Consider the following 22,363-nt stretch of genomic DNA (forward strand, 5'->3'; position numbering starts at 1 on the left):
ATGCTTTTAATTTTGGTTTCCGGTAATGAATTCTAAATCTGTTTTTGTTTGATAGAATTGATTGATAATCTCTAAATAATCTAACTCTATTTTTGCAGCTCTATCTAAGCTCTGAATATATTCTACATATCCAATTTCTCCTTCTTTAAATCCTCTTTGTGCTTGCTTAAAGATCAATTTGGCCTGCGGAAGTGCATATTCATTGTAAGATTCAATATTTATTTGAAGTTGAGCAAATCTTTCCATCAAGAGTACGTAATGAGTGTTCATCTTGTTGGTTATGGATTGATAGGTTGCTTCTCTTTCTTTAGTTTTAAATTGTTCCGCCTTAATTTTAGAAAGTTGCGGTTTTGCCCAAATAGGAATGGAAATTCCAAATAACAATCCAGAGAATCTATCTGACGAATCATACAAAATGCTTTCTCCAGCGCGGTTTAATCCTGGCCCATTAGAAGATTGATTAAAATATCCAATCGTTAGATCTGGTAAAAGTTTCGCTCGTTCTACTTTTTGTTCTAATTGAGATACTTCTATTTGTTGTGCGAAAAATGCAAGCCTAGGATTATTTAAAGAATCCTTTTGAGGTAGTGATTTTTCATGTTCACCTAAAAATTGAATCGCGACGAAAGGAACATCTATCATTTGATCTGAATTAAGCAATTGCTGAAGTTCTCTTTGAAATTCCCTAATTGCTACTCGATTTTCTTCCTGATGTACTTCTATTTCTGCAATTCTAGAACTCGCAGTGGCACGCTCTAGAATATTACTTTCTCCCGTTTTATACCTTATTTCTGCAGCTCTATTAAAATTAGAATAAATACTATCTTGTTTAAGAAAAATTTCCCGTTTTCCTTTTTCAATTAAAAGGCTGTAGTATGCAGCCTTTACCTGAGCAATTAATTCATTTTTGGATTGAGACTCCATAATCTCACTGCTTTTAACTTCAGCATTATTAAGTTTAGATCTATTTATATAAACTGAAGGGAACTCAAATCGCTGACTTACACTTAGCCGAAGATCATCATCATAAATACTATTATTTTGACCATACTCTCCATTGAATTCAGTTTTAGGAAGATTCCATGAATTTCCATTTAAAGCTTCAACTTGTTTTGTTTTGAATTTAGCAGCCTTTATTTCTGGATTATTTTGAACTGCAGTAGTTATTAATTCGTCTAGAGAAGAATATGTTTTTAAAGGATCTTTTTCTTGAGCAAATCCAGAATTTCCGAAGCCAATTCCAAAAAGCAAAATTAAGATCGCTGCTTTAGGAGTTTTTCTCCATCCTTTTTCAAAATAATAATACAACACAGGAAGCACAATTAAAGTTAGCAAGGTGGCCGAAATTAGACCTCCAATTACAACCGTTGCCAAAGGACGTTGCACCTCTGCCCCTGCCGACCCCGACAGTGCCATTGGCAAAAACCCTAAAGAAGCTACAGAAGCTGTCATAATAACAGGTCGTAAACGAGTAGCTGTTCCTTGATACACTCTTTGAAAAACATCTGTTACTCCATCTTTTTTAAGTCGGTTAAATTCTGCTATAAGTACAATTCCGTTTAACACTGCAACACCAAATAGTGCAATAAAGCCGACTCCTGCAGAGATACTAAATGGAAGATCTCTAAAATAAAGGGCAAATACACCACCAATTGCCGAAAGCGGAATGGCCGTAAAAATTAAAATTCCTTGTTTTATAGATCCAAAAGTGAAATACAGCAAAATAAATATGAGTAACAAAGCTAATGGCACTGCATAACTAAGCCTTTTAGTTGCTTCCTGTAAATTTTCAAATTGACCACCGTAACCAACGGTATAGCCGGGAGCAAAACTGATTTCCTCGTCTATTTTAGCGCTAATTTCTTCTACTACACTTTCTACATCCCGGTTACGAACATTGAAAGCGACTACGATCCTTCTTTGAGTATCGTCCCTTTGAATTTGGTAAGGACCATCTTCTATCTTTACCTCTGCCACTTGATTCAATGGGATTTCCCGTCCATCGGGAGCAGATAAATATAAATTCTGAACGCTTTCCAAATTGTGCCTGTTTTGCTCGTCTAATCTCACAACCATATCAAATCTCCTATCCCCTTCATAAACCAAACCTGCGGAAGCTCCAGCGAAAGCTGTTTGAATACTTCTATTTATATCTCTAATATTCAATCCATATTTCGCGATTTGCGCTCTTTTAAACTTAATAGCTATTTGTGCTACTCCAGTTACTTCTTCAATATAAATATCGGTGGCTCCATCAACATTTTCGGCGATACTTCCAACTTGGCTCGCATAATCTGATAATTCATCTAAATTTTCTCCATAGATCTTAATTGCAACATCTTGACGAACTCCCGTCATCAATTCATTAAACCTCATCTGTATTGGTTGCTGAAAACCAAAGGTTACGCCTGGAATTACTTCTAAAGCTTCACTCATTTTATCTGCAAGTTCCTCTCTGGAAGAAGCCGATGTCCAATCATCCTTGTCTTTCAAAATGATCATAAGATCGGCAGCTTCAATAGGCATAGGATCTGTAGGTATTTCCCCAGATCCAATCTTGGATACCACTTGTTCTACTTCTGGGAAATTGTCCAATAAGATCTTTTCAGCTTTAGTGGTTGCTGCAATAGTATTATTTAAAGAACTTCCTGTAATAACACGAGTTTCAACTGCAAAATCTCCTTCTTCCAAAGTTGGTATAAACTCCCCACCCATATTCAGAAAAACAAATAACGAAACTACAAGCAGTCCTAAAGTGATCAATAAAACACCTATTCTAAAATTCATTGCTCGTTTTATCATAGGAGAATAAATCCTATTGAAAAAAGCCATGATTTTATCTGAAATATTTGGTTTATGATTGGTATTCTTGCTTAAAACCAAGGCAGACATCATTGGCACATAGGTCAACGATAAAATGAAAGCTCCCAAAATGGCAAAACTCACCGTTTGCGCCATAGGACCAAACATTTTTCCTTCGGTTCCAACTAAGGCCAGAATAGGTAGATAAACAATAAGAATAATTATTTCTCCAAAAGCAGCAGAGTTCCTAATCTTACTTGCAGATTTAAACACTTCCTCATCCATTTCTTGCTGAGTAAGTTTTCTGGTAAGTTTCAGCGCTCCTAAATGAAAGAGTGTGGCTTCTACAATAATAACCGCTCCATCCACGATCAAACCAAAATCTATAGCTCCCAAACTCATAAGATTTGCTGAAACACCAAAGACATGCATCATTCCAAATGCAAAAAGCAAGGCTAACGGAATAACCGAAGCAGTTATAAGTCCCGCTCTTAGATTTCCCAACAAGAGAAGTAATACGAAAATAACAATAAGAGCTCCCTCTACAAGGTTTGTGGTTACCGTACCGATTGCCTTATCTACCAATTTTGTCCTATCTAAAAAGGGCTCAATAACAACTCCTTCTGGGAGTGTTTTCCTAATCTCGTCCATTTTAAGTTTGATGCTTTTTATAACCTCAGCAGAATTTGCTCCTTTAAGCATCATTACAATAGCACTTACCACTTCCCCTTCTCCATTTCTGGTAGTAGCACCATATCTAACAGCACTTCCAATTTGAACTTTAGCTACATCTTTAATTAAAATTGGACTGCCACTAGCGTTGTTTTTAACTACTATATTTCCAATATCTTCCAATGAACCAACCAGGCCTTCACTCCTAATGAATAAAGCATTATTGCCTTTTTCAATATAAGCACCTCCCGTATTTTCGTTATTGGATTCTAAAGCCTTAAAGATTTCGCTTATAGAAATATCCATTGCATTTAAACGAGCCGGAACTATTGCAATTTCATATTGTTTAAGATGACCACCAAAACTACTTACATCTGCAACTCCTGGTGTTCCCAAAATCTGGCGCCGAATGATCCAATCCTGAATTGTTCTAAGTTCTCTATCATCATACTTATCCTCATAACCTTTTTTGGTAGTGATCACATATTGATATATTTCTCCAAGTCCTGTAGATAATGGAGCAATTCCGGGCTTTCCGGCCGAAGGTGGGATCTGAGCCTGAGCTTCGGTTAAGCGTTCGTTTACCTGTTGTCTGGCCCAATAAATATCTGTATTTTCTTTAAAAACTATGGTAACTACAGACAATCCAAATCTTGAAAAAGATCGTATTTCCTCAATTTCAGGAATTGTCGCCATCGTAATTTCGACAGGGAATGTAATAAGTCTTTCTACCTCCACTGCAGCTAAATTTGGAGAGGTGGTAATTACTTGAACTTGATTATTGGTAATATCTGGCACTGCATCTACCGGCAGCTGATTTAAGGAATAAACACCCCAAAGCATCAATCCAAAAGTGAGTAATCCTATTACCAATTTATTGGTAATGGAAAATTTTATAATACTGTTAAGCATAAATAAGCTGATTATTAAATGAAAAAATAATTTTAAAGATAGTTTCGAGAGAACTAGTAAATAAAGCATCCAAAATTGGACGTTTTATAACAATATAACTGAAACCTTAATTAAATTATGCTTGCGGGGGCTGAAAAGGAGAGTCCAAAAATTCTGAATAGAACTCAGAATTATAAAAAGAATACTGTGGTTTTAACTCTGTGATTTCAGGAGAAATCACATACTCTGTATCTAATGAATAGAAAACTAGAGAATGAGCACAACAATGATGACTCCCTTGAAAGGGTAGATCATCGTGATCTGAGTCGTCATGATGACTTTGAGAATCATCAAAAGTAAAATAATCTTCGCCTAAGAAGTCCAGAAATGAGTCTCCAAAAGCCTCATTATGCTCTTCATAATGTTCTAAAAGATTAGAGATTTTTGGCAGTTCACAACACAGATCTAACGTAAGTCCAAATCCCTGAAGCAGGAATAGAAAAGTAAGTGATATGGAAGTGATGAAATTCATTATCTACAAAAGTACTTTTTTTTGCTTGCAATGCTATTGCATTTAAAACCAAAATCCAAAGCTGATAAACCATTCATTTTGTTTGACCTCAGGAGAGTAAGAATATTTCACTTCCACGGGGCCCAAAAAAGTCTCTAAGCCGTAACCAATAGCATAGCCGGTGTAATCTGGCGTTGAGAACCAGTTCCCTGAAGAATATAACTCGTTTTCTACATTTGCGAAATTGGCGCTTAGGCTGATATGATTTTTTTTAAAAATCTCATAGTCCAGTTCCAGCATCCCTTTTATATAGCTATCTCCAGAAATACTAATAAAATCGTAGCCATAAAATGAAATGAAATTATTGATAAAATCATTTCCGTAGCCACCAAGAAAGAAATCTAAAGAATTTGGGCCTGCTTGACCTATTCTGAATCCTGCTCCAGAAGATATTTTGGTTGTAAATTTGTTAAACGGACTAAAGACATAACCCACCGCCCCTTTAGCAATAGAGAATTCATTAAAGTCATTATTATAATCTGACGAAAGTAAATAAAGATGAAAATCGCCTTCAAAATAAACTCCTTTGGTCGGAAAATACTTATTATCAAAACTGTCCAATTTTAAATATCCGAAAGTGCTATAATAATTGCTTTTTTCAAAAGTGGTATTTGAGTTACCGCTCATAGAGATATTTCCTAAAGTTTCTGTATTCACCTTTAGGTATTTATGTTCGACCCCCACTCCAAAAGATAATACTTGCTGAAACTGGGTTTCTACATAAAATTGATTGGTGTAATCTTGATAATCTACTTCTATCTTATTAATTCCAATACCATCTACATCTGCATTGCTGTCTACAAAATCAAATGGGATTCCTTTATTGAATGCATTGTATCTGGACTTTATTCCCAAACTCCAGTAATAACCTTTGTCTATATAATATTGAAAGTTATATCTAAAATTATCTCCTAATACTACATCTAAAGAGGCTACATCATTAGTAAACAAAGAACTTTTTTTGGTGATGTTTATTAATGCACCACTCTTGTAAAGGTTATCATAATGCAGTGCCAATCTTAAAAAAGTCTTGCTTTGGCTTTCTTCTAATTTTAAGGCAAGCGTATAAGCGTCTTTCTTGGGGGTTAAAGTATAATTAATCTTATCAAAGTTCCCGGTGGCAGATAGTCTGTTAATACCATCGTTTAAATTGTCTATAGTATAGTTATAATCATATTTTAAATTCAGTTTTCCCAGAACATAGGCCCTTGGGTAACTACTATTACCTTCTATTACCAATGCATCTATATTTATAGTATCTATTCTATTTATTTTTACAGGTGGTTTTCTTTCAGCACGTTGATTTGAAGCTAGGAGCTTTAGATCTTTCAACTTATTTCTTGCTGCAACTTCTCCAGAATCTATTATTGCAGAACCTTTTTCAAACGAAAGCACGCTAAATCCATTAATATTTGGCTTGATATAGACATCTGTAAGCTCTATATTCTCCTTCATATGAGCAATAGTTCTAAAATTATTTATCTGGGTAAGAATCTCAAAGACACCCTTTAGGTGCTTTCTATCTGCCAAACTATCCTGAACATCTACTCCAATCACAATATCTGCCCCTCTTCTTCTAAGTTCTGCAACAGGGTAATTATTTACAACGCCACCATCTGTGAGTATTTTTCCATCTATAACCACGGGGCTAAATACAGAGGGTATTGCACCACTAGCCGAAACAGCTTTTGCTAAAGATCCTTTTTCCAATATCACTTGCTTTCCCGTTTCAATATCTGCCGCAATACAAAAAAAAGGAATTGGCAACTTACTAAAATCCTGATTTCCGCCAAGATGCAGCGTAAGTTTAGACATCAGATTATAAATATTCTGACCTTTGGAAAGTCCTGAAGGAAAGGAGATATTAAAATTATCGAAGGGTAAGGTCAACGCGTATTTTTCATCTTCCTCTTTTTCATAAAAAGTCTTTGAACTTCTAGGAACATTATCTTGGATAAGGATATTGAAATTGATCTCATGGAATATTGAATCTAATTGATTGGCAGTATATCCCGCGGCATATAAGCCACCAATGATAGCTCCCATACTACTTCCTCCAATATAATCTATCTTGATTCCAGCTTCCTCGATCACCTTTAGAACACCAATATGGGCGAGGCCTTTAGCTCCACCACCACTTAGCACCAATCCTACCTTCGCCTCCTCTTTTTCCTGTCCAAACCCAGAAAGAGATAACAAGAGGACGATAAGTAATATGGAATTCTTCATTTATGCGGGATGATAGTTGTTATAGATAATATTCGCTTTGGATAGTCCAATTACAGGAGCTAATTCCTCTAAGGTAGCCTCTTTTACTCGTTTAAGCGACCTAAAATGTTTCAATAATTCTACAACAGTCTTATCTCCAATTCCTACAATAGATTCTAATTCTGTATTCAACGCCTCACTGCTTCGTTTATTTCTATGAAAAGTAATCCCGAATCTATGCGCTTCATTTCGCAGTTGCTGAATGATCTTTAAGGTTTCAGACTTTTTATCTAAGTACAGGGGAATAGAATCTCCCGGATAATATAGTTCCTCCAGTCTCTTAGCTATCCCAATAATCGCAATTTTCCCTCGCAACCCTAAAGCTTCGAGAGCTTTAACTCCAGAAGAAAGTTGCCCTTTTCCGCCATCTACAATTATAAGCTGCGGCAATGGTTCTTCTTCATTAAGTAAGCGTTTATACCTTCTAAAAACAACTTCTTCCATAGAGGCAAAATCATCTGGACCTTCTACGGTCTTAATATTGAATTTTCTATAATCTTTTTTACTGGCTTTTCCATTCTTAAAAACCACACAAGCGGCCACTGGATTAGTTCCCTGAATATTGGAATTATCGAAGCATTCTATATGTCTTGGCTCTACACTTAGTCGCAAATCCTCTTTCATCTGTGCCATGATCCTATTTACATGCCTATCTGGATCTACAATTTTCATTTGTTTAAATTGTTCTTGCCTAAAATACCGAGCATTTCTATGAGAGAGCTCTACTATGCTCTTTTTATCTCCCAATTTTGGTACGGTAATTTTAATCTCTTCTCCAACATCTACTTTAAAAGGAACATAAATTTCTCTGGACATAGAACTAAAGCGTTGTCTTATTTCAATTATTCCCAGCTCCAGTAATTCCTTATCTGTTTCATCCAATTTTTTCTTCATCTCTATTGTATGGGATCGAATGATGGAGCCATGAGAGATTTGCAAGAAATTCACGTATCCAAATCCTTCATCGCTAACAATAGAGAACACATCCACATTATTAATCCTAGGATTTACAACGGTAGATTTAGACTGATAATTCTCTAATACATGGATTTTCTCTTTAATCCTTTGAGCATCTTCAAATTCCATTTTTTCAGCATGCTCTCTCATTTGAAGGTGAAATAATTGTACAGAATCTTTAAAATTCCCTTTTACAATATTCCGGATCGCCTCTATATTTTCATTGTATTGCTTTTCTGTTTGTAATCCTTCACATGGCCCTTTACAATTTCCTAAATGGTATTCTAAACAAACTTTATATTTTCCGTTTCTAATTTTTTCTTCAGTTAGATCATAATTACAAGTTCTTAACTGATAAAGACCTTTAATAAGATCTAATAAGGTATTTACGGTTTTAAAACTTGTAAACGGGCCGTAATATTCGCTCCCATCTTTTATGAGTCTTCTTGTGGGAAAAACCCTAGGGAAACGCTCATTTTTAATACAGATCCAGGGATAGGTTTTATCGTCCTTCAGCATCACGTTAAATCGTGGCTGATATTTTTTAATAAGATTGTTCTCCAACAAAAGTGCATCGGTTTCAGAGTTCACCACAATATGTTTGATATCATGGATCTTCTTAACCATCACATCTATTCTATGACTATCATGAGATTTATTGAAGTAGGAGGAAACTCTTTTCTTTAGGTTCTTAGCTTTCCCGACATATAGGATCTTTCCATTCTTATCGTAATATTGATAAACCCCCGGACTGTCGGGAAGTGTTTGAAGCTGAATTTTTAGGGGCGTAGTTTCCATTTTTTCAAATATATTACATATTCCCGGGAGCATTAAATTTTAGGTTCTCATAAATGTTAAACTTTTCTTGGTTTCTGAAATATGTTCAATTTTAGAACCTCTCACCTCCGAAGGATCTATTATAAAAATCCTTATTCAGCAACTTAAAAAATTACATTAATCAATTTAGTAACTTGCAGCCATGGAGAAAAGAGTAATAGGAAAGTTTGACAAAGCCGATTTTCCAATGTTGAAAATGGAAAATATCGCAATAAAAATAGATACAGGAGCCTACACTTCCTCTATCCATTGTAATAATATTGTGGAACAAGATGACGCACTACACTGCACATTTTTGGACGAAGAACATCCTCTTTATAATGGTACAGAAATAGTTTTTAAAGATTATGATATCGTTTTTGTAAAGAGTAGTAACGGCATTATTCAGAAGCGGTTCCAAGTGCAATCCACCATTAAGATATTTGATAAACTTTACAAAATTTCACTTTCTTTGTCTGCACGCCAAGAGATGCGTTATCCAGTCCTAATTGGCAGAAAATTCCTTACTAAAAAATTTGTTGTTGATCCAGAGTTCACAGACGTCTCCTATAATTTGAAAATTAAATGAACATAAAAATACTGTCAAGAAATAGCAGTCTTTATTCCACCAGAAGACTTGTTGAAGTTGCCAAAAAACGAGGACATCTCGTAGAAGTTATAGATCCTCTTAAATGTGATTTAATTATTGAAAAAAAGAAACCATCTATTTTTTATAAGGGACACATTTTAGGAGAAACAGATGCTGTGATTCCCAGAATAGGTGCTTCCATTACATTTTATGGTACAGCAGTAGTACGCCAATTCGAAATGAACGGTGTTTTTACAACTACTTCAGGTCAATCTTTAATGAGAAGTAGAGATAAGTTAAGAAGTTTACAAATTCTTTCCAGAGCCAGATTAGGATTACCAAAAACAATTTTTACAAACTACTCTAAAGATGTCGGAGAAGTTATTGCACACGTTGGAGGCGCACCTTTGATAATTAAATTATTGGAAGGAACCCAAGGTTTGGGGGTAGTTTTAGCCGAAACCCAAAATGCAGCAGAGTCTGTGATAGAAGCATTTAATGGATTACAGGCAAGAGTAATTGTTCAGGAATTTATTAAAGAAGCAGGTGGAGCAGATATTAGAGCTTTAGTGGTAGACGGTCAAGTGGTTGGTGCAATGAAACGCCAAGGAAAAGAAGGAGAATTTAGATCTAACCTTCACAGAGGGGGAACTGCAAGTGTTATAGAACTGACAGATGAGGAGGAAGCTGCTGCCATAAAAGCTGCCAAAGCAATGGGCTTGGGAGTTGCAGGCGTAGATATGTTGCAAAGTGCTAGAGGACCTCTTATATTAGAAGTAAATTCGTCTCCTGGATTGGAAGGGATAGAAGCTGCTACAGGTCAAGACATCGCAAAATCCATTATTAGATACATAGAAAGACATTCGTAAATATGGCTCATATAGATAAAAATAATGTTTTAGAGATCTTGGGAAAGAAAATTTTGCCTGGTCAAGGTGCTGTCATCAACCTTAATATGGCTAAGTTATATACAACCACTTCCGTAGAAGTTCCCGTAATAATAGAACGTTCAAAAAAAGCAGGACCTGTATTATTAATAACTGCAGGGATCCATGGTGATGAAATAAATGGAGTGGAAATTGTGCGCCAGTTAATTTCTAAAGGAATAAATAAACCAGTTATTGGTACTGTTATTTGTATTCCTATTGTAAATGTATTTGGATTTCTAAATCTTTCACGTGAATTCCCAGATGGTAGGGATCTTAACCGGGTGTTTCCTGGGACCAAAAATGGCTCACTAGCAAGCAGATTTGCATATCAGTTCGTTCAAAAAATACTTCCAGTAGCCGATTTTTGTTTAGATTTTCATACCGGAGGAGCCAGTAGATTTAATGTTGCCCAAATTAGAATTCAAAAGGACGACGAGGAGGGCCAGAAATATGCTAAAATATTTAATGCGCCTTTCACGTATTATTCCAAAACTATAGGGAAATCCTATAGAGAGACTTGCAAGCGATTAGGAAAAACCGTTCTGTTATTTGAAGGAGGAAAATCCTTGGATAGCAATAAAGATATTGCAAAGTTCGGAGTAGATGGAACCATGAGAGTTCTTAAACATATGGGCATGTTAAAACCTCGCTTTGTTTGTGATGACCCACCTTTAGACAGCATAATTATTGAAAACAGCACATGGATGCGAGCAAAATATAGCGGTTTAATTCATGTAAAGATTGCATGCGGTAAGCATGTAGAGAAAGGAGAATATATCGCAACCATTACAGATCCCTATGGTAAATTTAGACATAAAGTAACCGCATCTTATGCAGGATATGTAATTAATGTAAATGAATCTCCAATAGTGTATCAAGGAGATGCAATATTTCATTTATCCATCCCTTCTAAATTACCGCATGAAGAATAAGCTACGCAAAAAATATATTTTAAAGAGAGATGAATTACCTTCAAATAAAATTGAAGAATTTAGTCTTGAGATCGCCAATAAATTGCTTCAATTACCTATTTGGGATCTGGAATATTATCATTTATTTTTAAGTATTACTGAAAAGAAAGAGATCGATACCGAATTCATTTTGCATATTTTACAGGGAAAAGATAAAAATGTGATCCTTTCAAAAAGTGATTTTAAAACTAGAAAGCTGAACAATTTCTTACTTACAGACTCTACCGTTATAAGGAAAAATGAATGGAATATCCCTGAACCTGTTGATGGAATAGAAATTTCTTCAGAAAAGATCGATGTAGTTTTTGTTCCCTTATTGGCTTTCGACCTAAATGGTCACAGACTGGGCTACGGAAAAGGCTTTTATGATATCTTTCTTGCCTCTTGCAAGCCCAATGTTATTAAGGTTGGTGTTTCATTTTTTGAAGCTGAAAATTCCATTCCAGGACTGGAAACGAGTGATATTGCCTTAGATTTCTGTGTTACACCCCACAAAACATACATTTTTTAAAAAATAAGCTTCTATATTTGGTAAATTTTTAACATTAGCTTACATTTAATTTCCCCAACTAACAATTGATGCTCAACGACCTTCAGTTAAATAATATTTTAGAAGATTTTGACATCGCCTATTGGAAGATCAATCTGCTTACAAAAGAAATTTCTTGGTCAGATCATTTCGAAGCATTAGTTGGCACTCCTCCTACCGAAGAATCCCTTTTTGAACACTTTATGACCAATGTTCTTCACAAGGACTATCGGTATGATTATCGGGTTGCTTTTGAAAATCTCACCTTAGGCTCTGAAAATTTAAATCAGGAAATTAGATTAAAGCTTAAAAATGATAAATTTAGATGGTTTGAGTGTCGCAATTTAAAAAGGAAAGACAGCAACAATATAGAGACTGCAGTATTGTTGTTTGTAAATATCCATCAATCTAAAAGAGACCAATACACTATAGAGGAAAATTTCTTCTATTATAGGGAAACGGCAGAAATGACCACTACCGGTGGATGGTATATAGATATTACTACCAAATCTATTTATTGGGATGATGTGACTAAAAAGATCTTGGATTGTCCAAAGGATTTTAATCCAGACTATGATAAAAGATTACAATTTTATGCATCTGAACATCAAGAACAGGCAAATTCTATTTTCGAAAAATGTGAAAAATACGGGATTCCCTTTAAGACCGAGCTAAAAATGGTAACTCTGTATGGACGGGAATTTTGGGTTCAGGCAACCGGAAAACCTGTTTATAATGAAGAGCAACAAATTATTGGAATTAGAGGAGTCTTACAAAATATAGATGAAAATAAAAGCAATGAGCTTAATTTGCAGAACTCTTTAGATATCATTGCTGCACAAAACTCCAGATTGTTCAACTTTGCACATGTGGTGTCTCACAATTTAAGATCGCATAGCAGTAATTTAAGTTTAGTAGTGCAGTTGCTGAATGAAGCGAAAAATTCTCAAGATAAAATTGATCTTATAGAAAACGTTGAAGATATATCAGTAAATCTAGATGCCGCTATTTCTAGATTAAATGATATGGTATCACATCAAACTCTATTAAAGAAAGAGCGGACTCTCGTTTCTTTCAAGCAATCTTTAGATATTGTTATTTCTTCAGCTTCTTCGTTAATTAATAGAGAAAGCGCCAAAATAATTGCCGAATTTAAAGCTCTAAAAGAAATTTCGTATATTCCTGAGTACTTGGAAAGTATTTTACTAAATTTAATCACTAATGCTATTCGATATAAACAACCTGGAAGAGTCCCTGTTATTTTTATTCAGACCTACTCTGTTAATGACCAGAATTTTATGGAGATAAGTGATAACGGAATTGGTATAGATCTGGATCAATATGGCGATAAAATGTTTGGTATGTACAAAACATTTCATAGCAATCCAGATGCAAAAGGAATAGGCTTGTTTATCACCAAAAATCAGGTGGAAACGATGGGAGGGTCTATTTCTGTTACCAGTACCGTAAATATTGGAACAACGTTTAAAATTAAATTCTAGATCTTAATGGGGCAAAAAATGGAGCTAGCGTGTATTATTGATGATGATAAAATATACGTGAACTTAGTTAGAAAAATCATCGAAATTAAAAAATTATCTGAAAATTTACTGATCTTCAAAAACGGCTTAGAAGCTTTGGATTACTTCAAGATTATTTTAACTAATATGACAGAAGAGAAATTACCAGACATCATTTTCTTAGACCTTAACATGCCCGTGATGGATGGATGGGAGTTTTTAGGAGAATTTATCAAGATTAAAAATCAATTCGACAAAAAAATCACTCTTTATGTGGTCTCCTCATCTATAGATCCAAGAGATCTTGAGAGAGCAAAATCTTTTAATCTGGTTACAGATTATTTGATAAAACCAATAGAATTAAAGAAGTTCGAAAAGATATTTGATAGAGTTGCTAATGTTGCTTAAGAAGTAATAAATCTATTCTTCATTTTCCTTTTTAGGGAACGCCTTTTTATTAAAAAGCAGTAATAATCCAACTCCTACACTTATTGCAGTATCTGCGATATTAAATACAGGATCAAAGAAAGAAAAATACTCTCCACCCCAAATTGGAAGCCAGTTAGGCAATATCCCTTCATATAGAGGGAAATAGAGCATGTCTACCACCTTTCCGTGAAATAAAGTGCCATAACCGCCAGCTTCAGGTAAAAATTGAGCTACGTGACCATAACTATCGTCGAAGATAAGACCATAGAAGACAGAATCTATAATATTTCCAAAAGCTCCTGCAAAAATACAAGCGATAGCAGTTATTAAAATTCGCGAACCATTATTTCTAACAGAATCCCACAACCAATACCCAATTCCAACAATTGCTCCTAATCTAAATAGTGTAAGCAATAATTTACCATATTCTCCCGGGATCTTAGCTCCCCAAGCCATACCTTCATTTTCAACAAATAAAATACTAAACCAATCTAGCACTTTAACCTCTTCTCCTAATACGAAGCTAGTTTTAATATAAATTTTAGAAATTTGATCTATTAAGAGGATCAAAATTATAATTAGGGAAGCTTTTTTTAAAGACATTTATGGGTGGAATTAAATCGGGTCAAAAATACTAATATTATTTAGTTTTCCACTATTCTAATATCTCCATTGATCGAGGCCACTTTTATTGAGTTTTTACCAGCAAAAACAGATGGAAGAATAACCTTTCCATTTCTGGAAGAAGCTGTTACGGTTGCATCTGTGGTTTCTATTGTAATTGCGCCGTTAAAAGTATTAACCAGTGCGTTTCCTTCAAAACTTGAAAGATTACAGTAGCCAGATTTCAATTGAACTTGTATAAAATCAAAGACACCTTCCGCCTCTACAGATGCAATATTAGATTTTACAAAAACCTGCATTCCTTCAGGGATTTCTAAGGTTATTTCTAGTGAGAATACTTTATGGGCGCTCAACTTATCGAATCCGCTTTGTAAGATCTCCTGAAATTTGGTAGATAAGTAAACAGAACTCTTTTTCACTTCTGTATTCAAAGCAATATCATTAAAATATTCACCTTCAGAATGGCTAGAAATAGAAATTAGATCACTTTTCGAGGAAGTATTTATAATGATTTTAAAAACCTCATCGGTATCTATATAAATACTTTCTATTTCTTTTGCATCTATTTGCCTTGATGTATCCTTTTGGGCAGATGCAAAAAAACTAAGCAGGAAAATTATAAAAGAGATCTGAAATTTCATGATGAATATGATGCAAAAAACGCTCCAAGCTATAATTAACTGGAGCGTTTAAGTTATTTTAAAACCGCACTATTTACCGTTGCAAGTTTTTTGCTTCAATACTTAATGTTGCATGTGGAACCAACTTAAGACGTTCTTTTGCAATTAATTTCCCTGTAACTCTACAAATCCCGAAGGTTTTGCTTTCAATACGTACTAAAGCATTTCTAAGGTCTCTAATAAATTTTTCTTGCCTAATGGCTAATTGTGAATTAGCTTCTTTACTTAGAGTTTCACTTCCTTCTTCGAAAGCCTTAAAAGTGGGTGAAGTATCGTCGGTACCGTTGTTACCATCGTTCACATAAGCACTTTTGTAAAGATCCAATTGCTCCTGCGCCTTTCTGATCTTTTCTATGATCAAGGTCTTAAATTCGGCAAGATCGGCATCGCTGTAACGTTCTTTAATTTCTGTTGACATGGGCTTAATGTTTTTTGATACTCAGCTTAGTAACTATATCGTCGAATTCAATTTCCGTTCCAACATCTATTACGTCTGCAAATTCGAGATTTGCAGTGAGCGTCTCGTTCTTAATATAATTTATATTTTGTTGAACAGCATTCTCGACAATGCTATCTCTCAGTAGGGTCACATCTATGGTATCAGTAACTTCTAAACCAGAATCTTTTCTTAAATTCTGAATTCTATTAACCAATTCCCGAGCTATTCCTTCTTTTTTCAATTCTTCAGAAATACTCACATCTAAAGCCACCGTAATATTTCCGCTACTAGCTACTAACCAGCCTTCAATATCCTGTGATGTTATTATAACATCTGTGGATGCCAATTTAATCATTTTCCCATTAACTTCAACAGTAATCTCACCATCTCTATCAACAGTTTCTATATCTTTAACAGTAAAATTGTTAATAACCTCAACTACTGCCTTCATATCCTTCCCGTACCTAGGCCCAAGAACTTTAAAATTAGGTTTTGCTTGTTTTATCAATAATCCAGAAGCATCATCTATTAATTCTATAGACTTTACATTCACTTCAGATTTAATAAGATCTTCAACGGCCAAGATCTCTTCTTTTTGTTTTGGATCTAGTATTGGTATCATGATCCGTTGTAATGGCTGACGAACCTTGATCATTTCCTTTTTACGTAACGAGAGCACCAAAGAAGATATTGTTTGGGCTTTTTGCATTTTATGCTCTAATGATTCATCGATCATTTGTTTATCAAAGACAGGAAAATCTGCTAAATGCACAGAGGAGAATTTCTCTTTTCCAGAAACTTCATTTAGATCTTTATATAGTTTATCCATGAAAAACGGCGCTACTGGCGATCCTAATTTAGCAACCGTTAATAAACAAGTGTATAATGTTTGATATGCTGAAATTTTATCTTGCTCGTAATCTCCTTTCCAAAATCTTCTTCTACTCAATCTTACATACCAGTTACTTAAGTTTTCCTGAACAAATTCTGAAATTGCTCTAGTAGCTCTAGTTGGTTCATATTCTTCATAGAATTTGTCTACTTTTTCAATAAGTGTATGCAATTCTGAAAGTATCCACCGGTCAATTTCCGGACGGTCTTTCATTGGCACATCTTCCTCTTTATAGCTGAAGCCATCTAAATTAGCATACAGCACAAAGAATGAATATGTATTATAAAGGGTGCCGAAGAATTTTCTGCTCACCTCTGCAATGCCCTCAATATCAAATTTTAAGTTATCCCATGGGTTTGCATTAGAGATCATATACCATCTAGTAGCATCTGGTCCAAAAGCAGCCAAGGTTTCAAAAGGATCTACTGCATTTCCAAGACGCTTGGACATTTTTTGTCCATTCTTATCCAATACCAAGCCATTAGAAACAACATTCTTGTAGGCTACATCATCAAAGATCATCGTAGCTATAGCGTGCAAAGTATAAAACCAACCACGGGTTTGATCTACTCCTTCTGCAATGAAATCGGCTTTTCTCTCGCCATTTTCTACCATTTCCTTATTCTCAAACGGGTAGTGCCACTGCGCATAAGGCATAGATCCAGAGTCGAACCAAACATCTATAAGATCTGATTCTCGCTTCATTGGTTTTCCCGAAGCTGAAACCAGAGTTATAGTATCTACCACATTCTTATGAAGATCTACAAGATCATAATTCTCATCAGAGAAATTATCCACTTCAAATTCAGCAAAAATATCTTTAGTCATAAATCCGGCTTCAATCGCCTTCGTTATTTCCTCCTTTAGTTCCTTGATAGAACCAAGCATTATTTCTTCTTTCCCGTCTTCTGTTCTCCAGATAGGCAATGGCACACCCCAATATCGACTTCTGGACAAATTCCAGTCATTTGCATTGGCTAGCCAATTTCCAAATCTTCCTTCGCCAGTAGCTTTAGGCTTCCAGTTAATGGTCTGGTTCAATTCAAACATTCTATCCTTAAATTCGGTCACTTTAATGAACCAGGAATCTAATGGATAGTATAAAATAGGTTTATCTGTTCTCCAGCAATTTGGATAACTGTGCACATATTTTTCAACTTTAAAAGCACGGTTGTCTTCTTTTAGCTGAATAGCGATCTCTACATCTACAGATCTTTCTGGTGCTTCACCCTCATCATAATATTCATTCTTCACATATTTTCCGCCAAGTTCTCCTAATTCTTCACGGAATTTTCCCTGAAGATCTACCAAAGGAACAAGGTTATCATTCTTGTCTTTCACCAATAATGGCGGTATTTCCGGCACTGCTTGTTTCGCAACCATCGCATCATCTGCTCCAAAAGTTGGTGCTGTATGAACAATTCCAGTCCCGTCTTCCGTAGTAACAAAATCACCAGCAATCACTCTAAATGCATTCTCAACATTTTCAAACTTCTGGGCGTATGGCAATAATTGCTCATATCTAATTCCAACAAGATCTGCACCTTTAAAAGTCTTACCTACTGAATATGGGATTTTATCTCCTTCCTTATAAGATGCTAAAGCTTCTTTGGTTTCAACCTTTACGAATTTTTTATCGAATTGCTTGTCAACAAGACTGCTAGCTAGTATAATGTTTATTGGTAGAAAAGTGTATTGGTTATAGGTTGAAACTAAAGTATAATCTATTTTAGGGCCAACTGTAAGTGCAGTATTAGAGGGCAAGGTCCACGGAGTAGTCGTCCATGCCGTCAGATAGATCTCATTGGATACTTCTGAAAGAAAATCGGGTAAAGTTTCTGGTTTTGCTTTAAACATTGCAGTTACCGTAGTATCTGTAACATCTTGGTAAGTTCCTGGCTGATTAAGCTCGTGTGAACTCAAACCTGTTCCCGCTTTTGGAGAATAAGGCTGAATGGTATAACCTTTATAAATAAGGCCTTTCTTATATATTTCTGAAAGTAACCACCAAACGGTTTCCATATATTTGGATTTGTAGGTGATATATGGATCTTCCATATCTACCCAATATCCCATTTTTTCAGTAAGATCATTCCAGATTCCTGTATAGCGCATAACTGCGCTTTTGCAAGCTTCGTTATATTTTTCTACACTGATTTTTGTCCCAATATCCTCTTTGGTGATTCCAAGTTCTTTCTCTACACCAAGCTCAATAGGCAATCCATGAGTATCCCATCCTGCTTTTCTTTTAACCTGAAATCCTTTTTGAGTTTTATAACGGCAAAAAATATCTTTAATAGAACGCGCCATCACGTGATGAATTCCCGGAAGGCCGTTAGCGGAAGGCGGTCCTTCAAAAAACACAAATGGTTGAGCACCATCTCGTGCACTCATACTTTTTTCAAAAATCTCATCCTCTTTCCAATAGTTAAGAATTTCTTCAGCAACTTTTGGTAAGTCAAGTCCTTTATACTCAGGGAACTTTGCGCTCATTTTATCGTAATTTCTTTTGAGTTGCGAAAATAACGATTTTTGAGAAAAGAGAAGACTGTTATTGAGTAAAAAGCTAATCATTTAACCATTAGATAATTCAGCAAAATCCTCAATTACAAAAAAAATGAATTTAAAGAACTAAACTCTTCTACAAGCTATATTTTACGGCCGCTATAAAATTTATTCCTGCAGATGCAATCCCGGAAGAATAGGTTCTGTACCGCTGATCTGTGATATTTTCTACAGATATTGTAGTACTCCACTGTTCAGAAAGCTGATAATTCCCAGTGATATTTAAAGTATACCAATTGGCAAAATATGGATTACCATTACTATCCAGCGCATACATATAATCCTTGTCCTGCTCTGAAGGTGCCAGCTCATCAAAATCCAATTTTCCATTATATTCAGAAAACAGATCTAATTTTATTTTGCCCTGAGTCCATACCAGATGAGTATTTCCATAAAGAGGAGCTGCATGCCTTAACGGTGCCTGCGCTCCGTTATCTTGCTCTTCCTCTCCTTTAGTAATTGTTATTTGAGACTTCAACCTTAAGGTTTTCAAGATCTCGGCCTCTACTCCACCTTCAAACCCATAAACATAAGCATTTGCAGCATTCTGAATGGCTTGGATTCTACTTGGCTCTCCTTGATAGTCTATGCTAGTATTTCCATTTATAGAGAAATCTCTCCTCACTAATGCATCTTCCAAGTATGTATAAAAAGTTGCCAGATCAAATCTTATCTTTTTAACTGGTTTCCATCCCAGGCTCAACTCTCCATTATAGGCATATTCTGGTTTGAGATCTGGATTTGGAACCACAACTGCTCCTGGCTCAGAATCGAAGATCTTACCTATATCATCTATGTTAGGAGCTCTAAAAGCTGTAGAGAAATTCATTTTCCAATTGAATTGGCTGTTTTGTTGCCAGCTTAATCCTGCACTTCCAGTAAAAGCACCTGTGTTTAAATTGGCGTCACTAAATGGAAAATCATATTCTTCTGAAGGAAATTGAGCATCTATCATTATATAATTATACCTCAACCCAGATTGCAAGTTCAAATTTTCTTTGATCTTCCAGTTATAGCTAAGATATGCGGCTAAGGACTGCCAAACAGCATCATCTGGATATCTGGAAGCGTTGGATCCTGTTTCCTGTGTTGAGATGTTATTAAATAAACCTGTAGAGTATACTTTATTAGCCACATATTCCAATCCATAGAAAAGTTTGTTTTTTTTATAATCTTTCTCAAAATCTAAATTTGCAGAGTAAGCATCAACTTCCTCTTTAGTACTATATAAGATTTCATCCTCAAATTTTCTATCAAATCTACTTTCCTCAAAATTTTGATAAGCACCGGTGAACTGAAATTTGTCATATAAACTTCCGCTTCCATTTTTATTGATATTTACATTTCCCATAAACCAAGACTGCGGGCCATAATACCAATCTGCATATCTCAAATCACCATCCTTTTTCTGCACCAATCGGTCATATCTAGGATAATTAGAGGTTTCAGAATAAATAAGACCAAGACTTAAGTCCCAGATTTCATTCGGCTTAAAAGAGATCTTTTGAAGTAGGTTTATCTGATTATATCCTGTCGGGACCTGTACTTTTGGATTTTTATTTGCAACCACCTGATCTTCTCCATTAGTTCTAATTACATAATCTGGTCTTAAAAATTCTTCTGGACCATGGCTTCCCATTTTAAGATCTCCAAAGTCTGAATAAGAAATACTGCTTAAAAAAGCCCACTCTTTCATTCCAAAATTAAAATCGGCATGCGTTGTTTTCTCATCATTTGCAGAGGATAATCTAGCATAGGCATTTGCCGAAAACACTGTTTTTTCAAGATCTGCGTGAATTGGCTTTAGCGTATAAAAATTCATAACTCCACCAATGGCATCGCTTCCATATACTACTGATCCAGGGCCTAGAATTACTTCAGCATTATCTACAGAAAGAGGATCTATTGCAATGATATTTTGGACATTTCCACTTCGGAAGATAGCAGTATTCATTCTAACTCCGTCTACTGCGATTAAGAGCCTATTAGTAGAAAACCCACGGATCATTGGACTTCCTCCACCCAACTGACTTTTTTGAACATAAACACTTCCCGAGCTTTCCATAAGGTCTGCAGAAGTTTGCACGTTAGAAAATGCAATATCTTCTGAAGATAAACTCACAATGCGCTGTGGGATATCTTTTTTATCTTGCTGAAATTTAGCTACTGAAAGTACCACCTCCTGTAATATGTTTTCATCTTCATCTAAATAAACAATCCAATCTTTCCCTATTTCCCGCTTTGAAATGCTTTTTTCTAAATGTGAAACATGCTGAAAGATCAATCGCTCCTCTTTAGAAAACTTAGAAATATCTGCTTGCCCATCAAAATTAGATAGCACACTTTTAGATTTATCCAGATTATAGATGGCCACATTTCCAATTGGATTCTTAGTTACTTGGTCTAAAATGGTAATCTCTTGAGCTTGAAAAGTAATAGTAAATAATAGAAGAGTAAAAAAGCTAATATAAATTGAGCGCATTTAATTGAATATTTCGTGTAGGATAGTTAGCGATTTTGGCTTTTTAAATGATTCTATATGTAACCTGTAATAGTTAAGCAATAATTCTAAAAGTTCAGCGCGCTTTGATTTTGTGAGTTTTATTTCATTCAATGCCTCAAAATTTGTGCCCAATAACATCTTTAAATTTTCTAAAACATCACCACTCACACAATAGCCATTTATTTTGGTATGCTGAAAAACCCCGTCTAGCAAATTAAAGTATGGTAACTCAATTTCTGAGTCTTCTGGGTAAAATCCTAGATACTGGGTTAATTTAAGAAGGAATAATAAATGGAAATTTGCGATGTCTGTATGAGAATCCAACCAGTTTACCGCTCCTTCTAAATAACCATACAATTCTTCATTTTCCTCCTCTTCATGAATTGTATTCTTCAACATTTCAGAAATAAACATTACCATTGTAGTTTTAACCACTTCGGTATGTAAAGTTTGATAATGAACCAAGATCTTGGCATCCTGTAAATACTCCAGATTGCCCTTGTCCTTATGTTTTGCTACTAACTCTAATTGAGTTAGTGGTTGAAATAAGGAGGTTTTAAATTTTCCTTTTCGAGATTTCAAAATCCCACGCAACATATAAGTTTTAAGTCCCGATTTCTGCGTGTAACATTTCACGATCAAATCGGCCTCTCCATATTTTAAAGCACTTATAACAATTGCGTTGGTATTAACTACCATGACTGAATTTTTTGCGG

Annotated in this window: 16 protein-coding genes; 6 read left to right on the top strand and 10 right to left on the bottom strand. The window is 35.2% G+C overall.

What is annotated here, in order from left to right; translation table 11 throughout:
- Positions 1-6: 6 nt before the first annotated feature.
- The 4 genes from I130_RS05090 to uvrC all read right to left on the bottom strand — a co-directional run bounded on the left by I130_RS05090 (position 7) and on the right by uvrC (position 8,959).
- Positions 7-4,386, bottom strand: a complete 4,380-nt coding sequence (locus tag I130_RS05090; RefSeq protein WP_034920113.1) for a CusA/CzcA family heavy metal efflux RND transporter — start codon at positions 4,384-4,386, stop codon at positions 7-9.
- Between the two features lie 115 nt (positions 4,387-4,501).
- Positions 4,502-4,897, bottom strand: coding sequence for a hypothetical protein (locus I130_RS05095; RefSeq protein ID WP_034920114.1), 396 nt, complete (start codon positions 4,895-4,897; stop codon positions 4,502-4,504).
- Positions 4,898-4,939: 42 nt separating this feature from the next.
- Positions 4,940-7,165 carry a patatin-like phospholipase family protein gene (locus I130_RS05100; protein WP_034920116.1) on the bottom strand — a complete coding sequence of 742 codons (2,226 nt, stop codon included), beginning with the start codon at positions 7,163-7,165 and terminating at the stop codon, positions 4,940-4,942.
- On the bottom strand, positions 7,166-8,959 hold the full coding sequence (gene uvrC, locus I130_RS05105; RefSeq protein ID WP_034920118.1) for an excinuclease ABC subunit UvrC: 1,794 nt from the start codon (positions 8,957-8,959) through the stop codon (positions 7,166-7,168).
- Positions 8,960-9,140: 181 nt separating this feature from the next.
- On the opposite strand from uvrC, the gene I130_RS05110 reads away from it, so the two are divergent.
- From I130_RS05110 to I130_RS05135, 6 genes are all read left to right on the top strand, one after another.
- The gene (locus tag I130_RS05110) at positions 9,141-9,566 is read left to right on the top strand and encodes an ATP-dependent zinc protease (protein WP_034920119.1); all 426 of its coding nucleotides are present in this window, start codon (positions 9,141-9,143) and stop codon (positions 9,564-9,566) included.
- Complete coding sequence (gene rimK / locus I130_RS05115) at positions 9,563-10,435, top strand: 30S ribosomal protein S6--L-glutamate ligase (RefSeq protein WP_034920122.1); 873 nt, start codon at positions 9,563-9,565, stop codon at positions 10,433-10,435. The genes I130_RS05110 and rimK overlap by 4 nt, the downstream gene beginning before the upstream one ends.
- Positions 10,436-10,437: 2 nt before the next feature.
- Positions 10,438-11,427, top strand: coding sequence for a succinylglutamate desuccinylase/aspartoacylase family protein (locus I130_RS05120; RefSeq protein WP_034920124.1), 990 nt, complete (start codon positions 10,438-10,440; stop codon positions 11,425-11,427).
- Positions 11,417-11,977, top strand: coding sequence for a 5-formyltetrahydrofolate cyclo-ligase (locus I130_RS05125; protein WP_034920127.1), 561 nt, complete (start codon positions 11,417-11,419; stop codon positions 11,975-11,977). The genes I130_RS05120 and I130_RS05125 overlap by 11 nt, the downstream gene beginning before the upstream one ends.
- Before the next feature lie 68 nt (positions 11,978-12,045).
- Positions 12,046-13,497 carry a sensor histidine kinase gene (locus I130_RS05130; protein WP_034920131.1) on the top strand — a complete coding sequence of 484 codons (1,452 nt, stop codon included), beginning with the start codon at positions 12,046-12,048 and terminating at the stop codon, positions 13,495-13,497.
- 6 nt (positions 13,498-13,503) lie between these two features.
- Complete coding sequence (locus tag I130_RS05135; RefSeq protein ID WP_034920132.1) at positions 13,504-13,923, top strand: response regulator; 420 nt, start codon at positions 13,504-13,506, stop codon at positions 13,921-13,923.
- 12 nt (positions 13,924-13,935) lie between these two features.
- On the opposite strand, the gene I130_RS05140 is transcribed toward I130_RS05135, so the two are convergent.
- From I130_RS05140 to recO, 6 genes are all read right to left on the bottom strand, one after another.
- Positions 13,936-14,547, bottom strand: coding sequence for a lipoprotein signal peptidase (locus I130_RS05140; RefSeq protein WP_034920134.1), 612 nt, complete (start codon positions 14,545-14,547; stop codon positions 13,936-13,938).
- Positions 14,548-14,588: 41 nt separating this feature from the next.
- Positions 14,589-15,209 carry a hypothetical protein gene (locus I130_RS05145; protein WP_034920135.1) on the bottom strand — a complete coding sequence of 207 codons (621 nt, stop codon included), beginning with the start codon at positions 15,207-15,209 and terminating at the stop codon, positions 14,589-14,591.
- Positions 15,210-15,282: 73 nt separating this feature from the next.
- Positions 15,283-15,666, bottom strand: coding sequence for a TraR/DksA family transcriptional regulator (locus I130_RS05150; protein WP_034920137.1), 384 nt, complete (start codon positions 15,664-15,666; stop codon positions 15,283-15,285).
- A gap of 4 nt (positions 15,667-15,670) precedes the next feature.
- On the bottom strand, positions 15,671-19,072 hold the full coding sequence (gene ileS / locus I130_RS05155; protein WP_034920139.1) for an isoleucine--tRNA ligase: 3,402 nt from the start codon (positions 19,070-19,072) through the stop codon (positions 15,671-15,673).
- Between the two features lie 148 nt (positions 19,073-19,220).
- Positions 19,221-21,626, bottom strand: coding sequence for a TonB-dependent receptor plug domain-containing protein (locus I130_RS05160; protein ID WP_034920140.1), 2,406 nt, complete (start codon positions 21,624-21,626; stop codon positions 19,221-19,223).
- Complete coding sequence (recO, locus tag I130_RS05165) at positions 21,627-22,346, bottom strand: DNA repair protein RecO (RefSeq protein ID WP_034920142.1); 720 nt, start codon at positions 22,344-22,346, stop codon at positions 21,627-21,629. It abuts the gene before it with no gap.
- Positions 22,347-22,363 lie beyond the last annotated feature (17 nt).

This window comes from Gillisia sp. CAL575, assembly GCF_000403785.1.
Taxonomy (GTDB): domain Bacteria; phylum Bacteroidota; class Bacteroidia; order Flavobacteriales; family Flavobacteriaceae; genus Gillisia.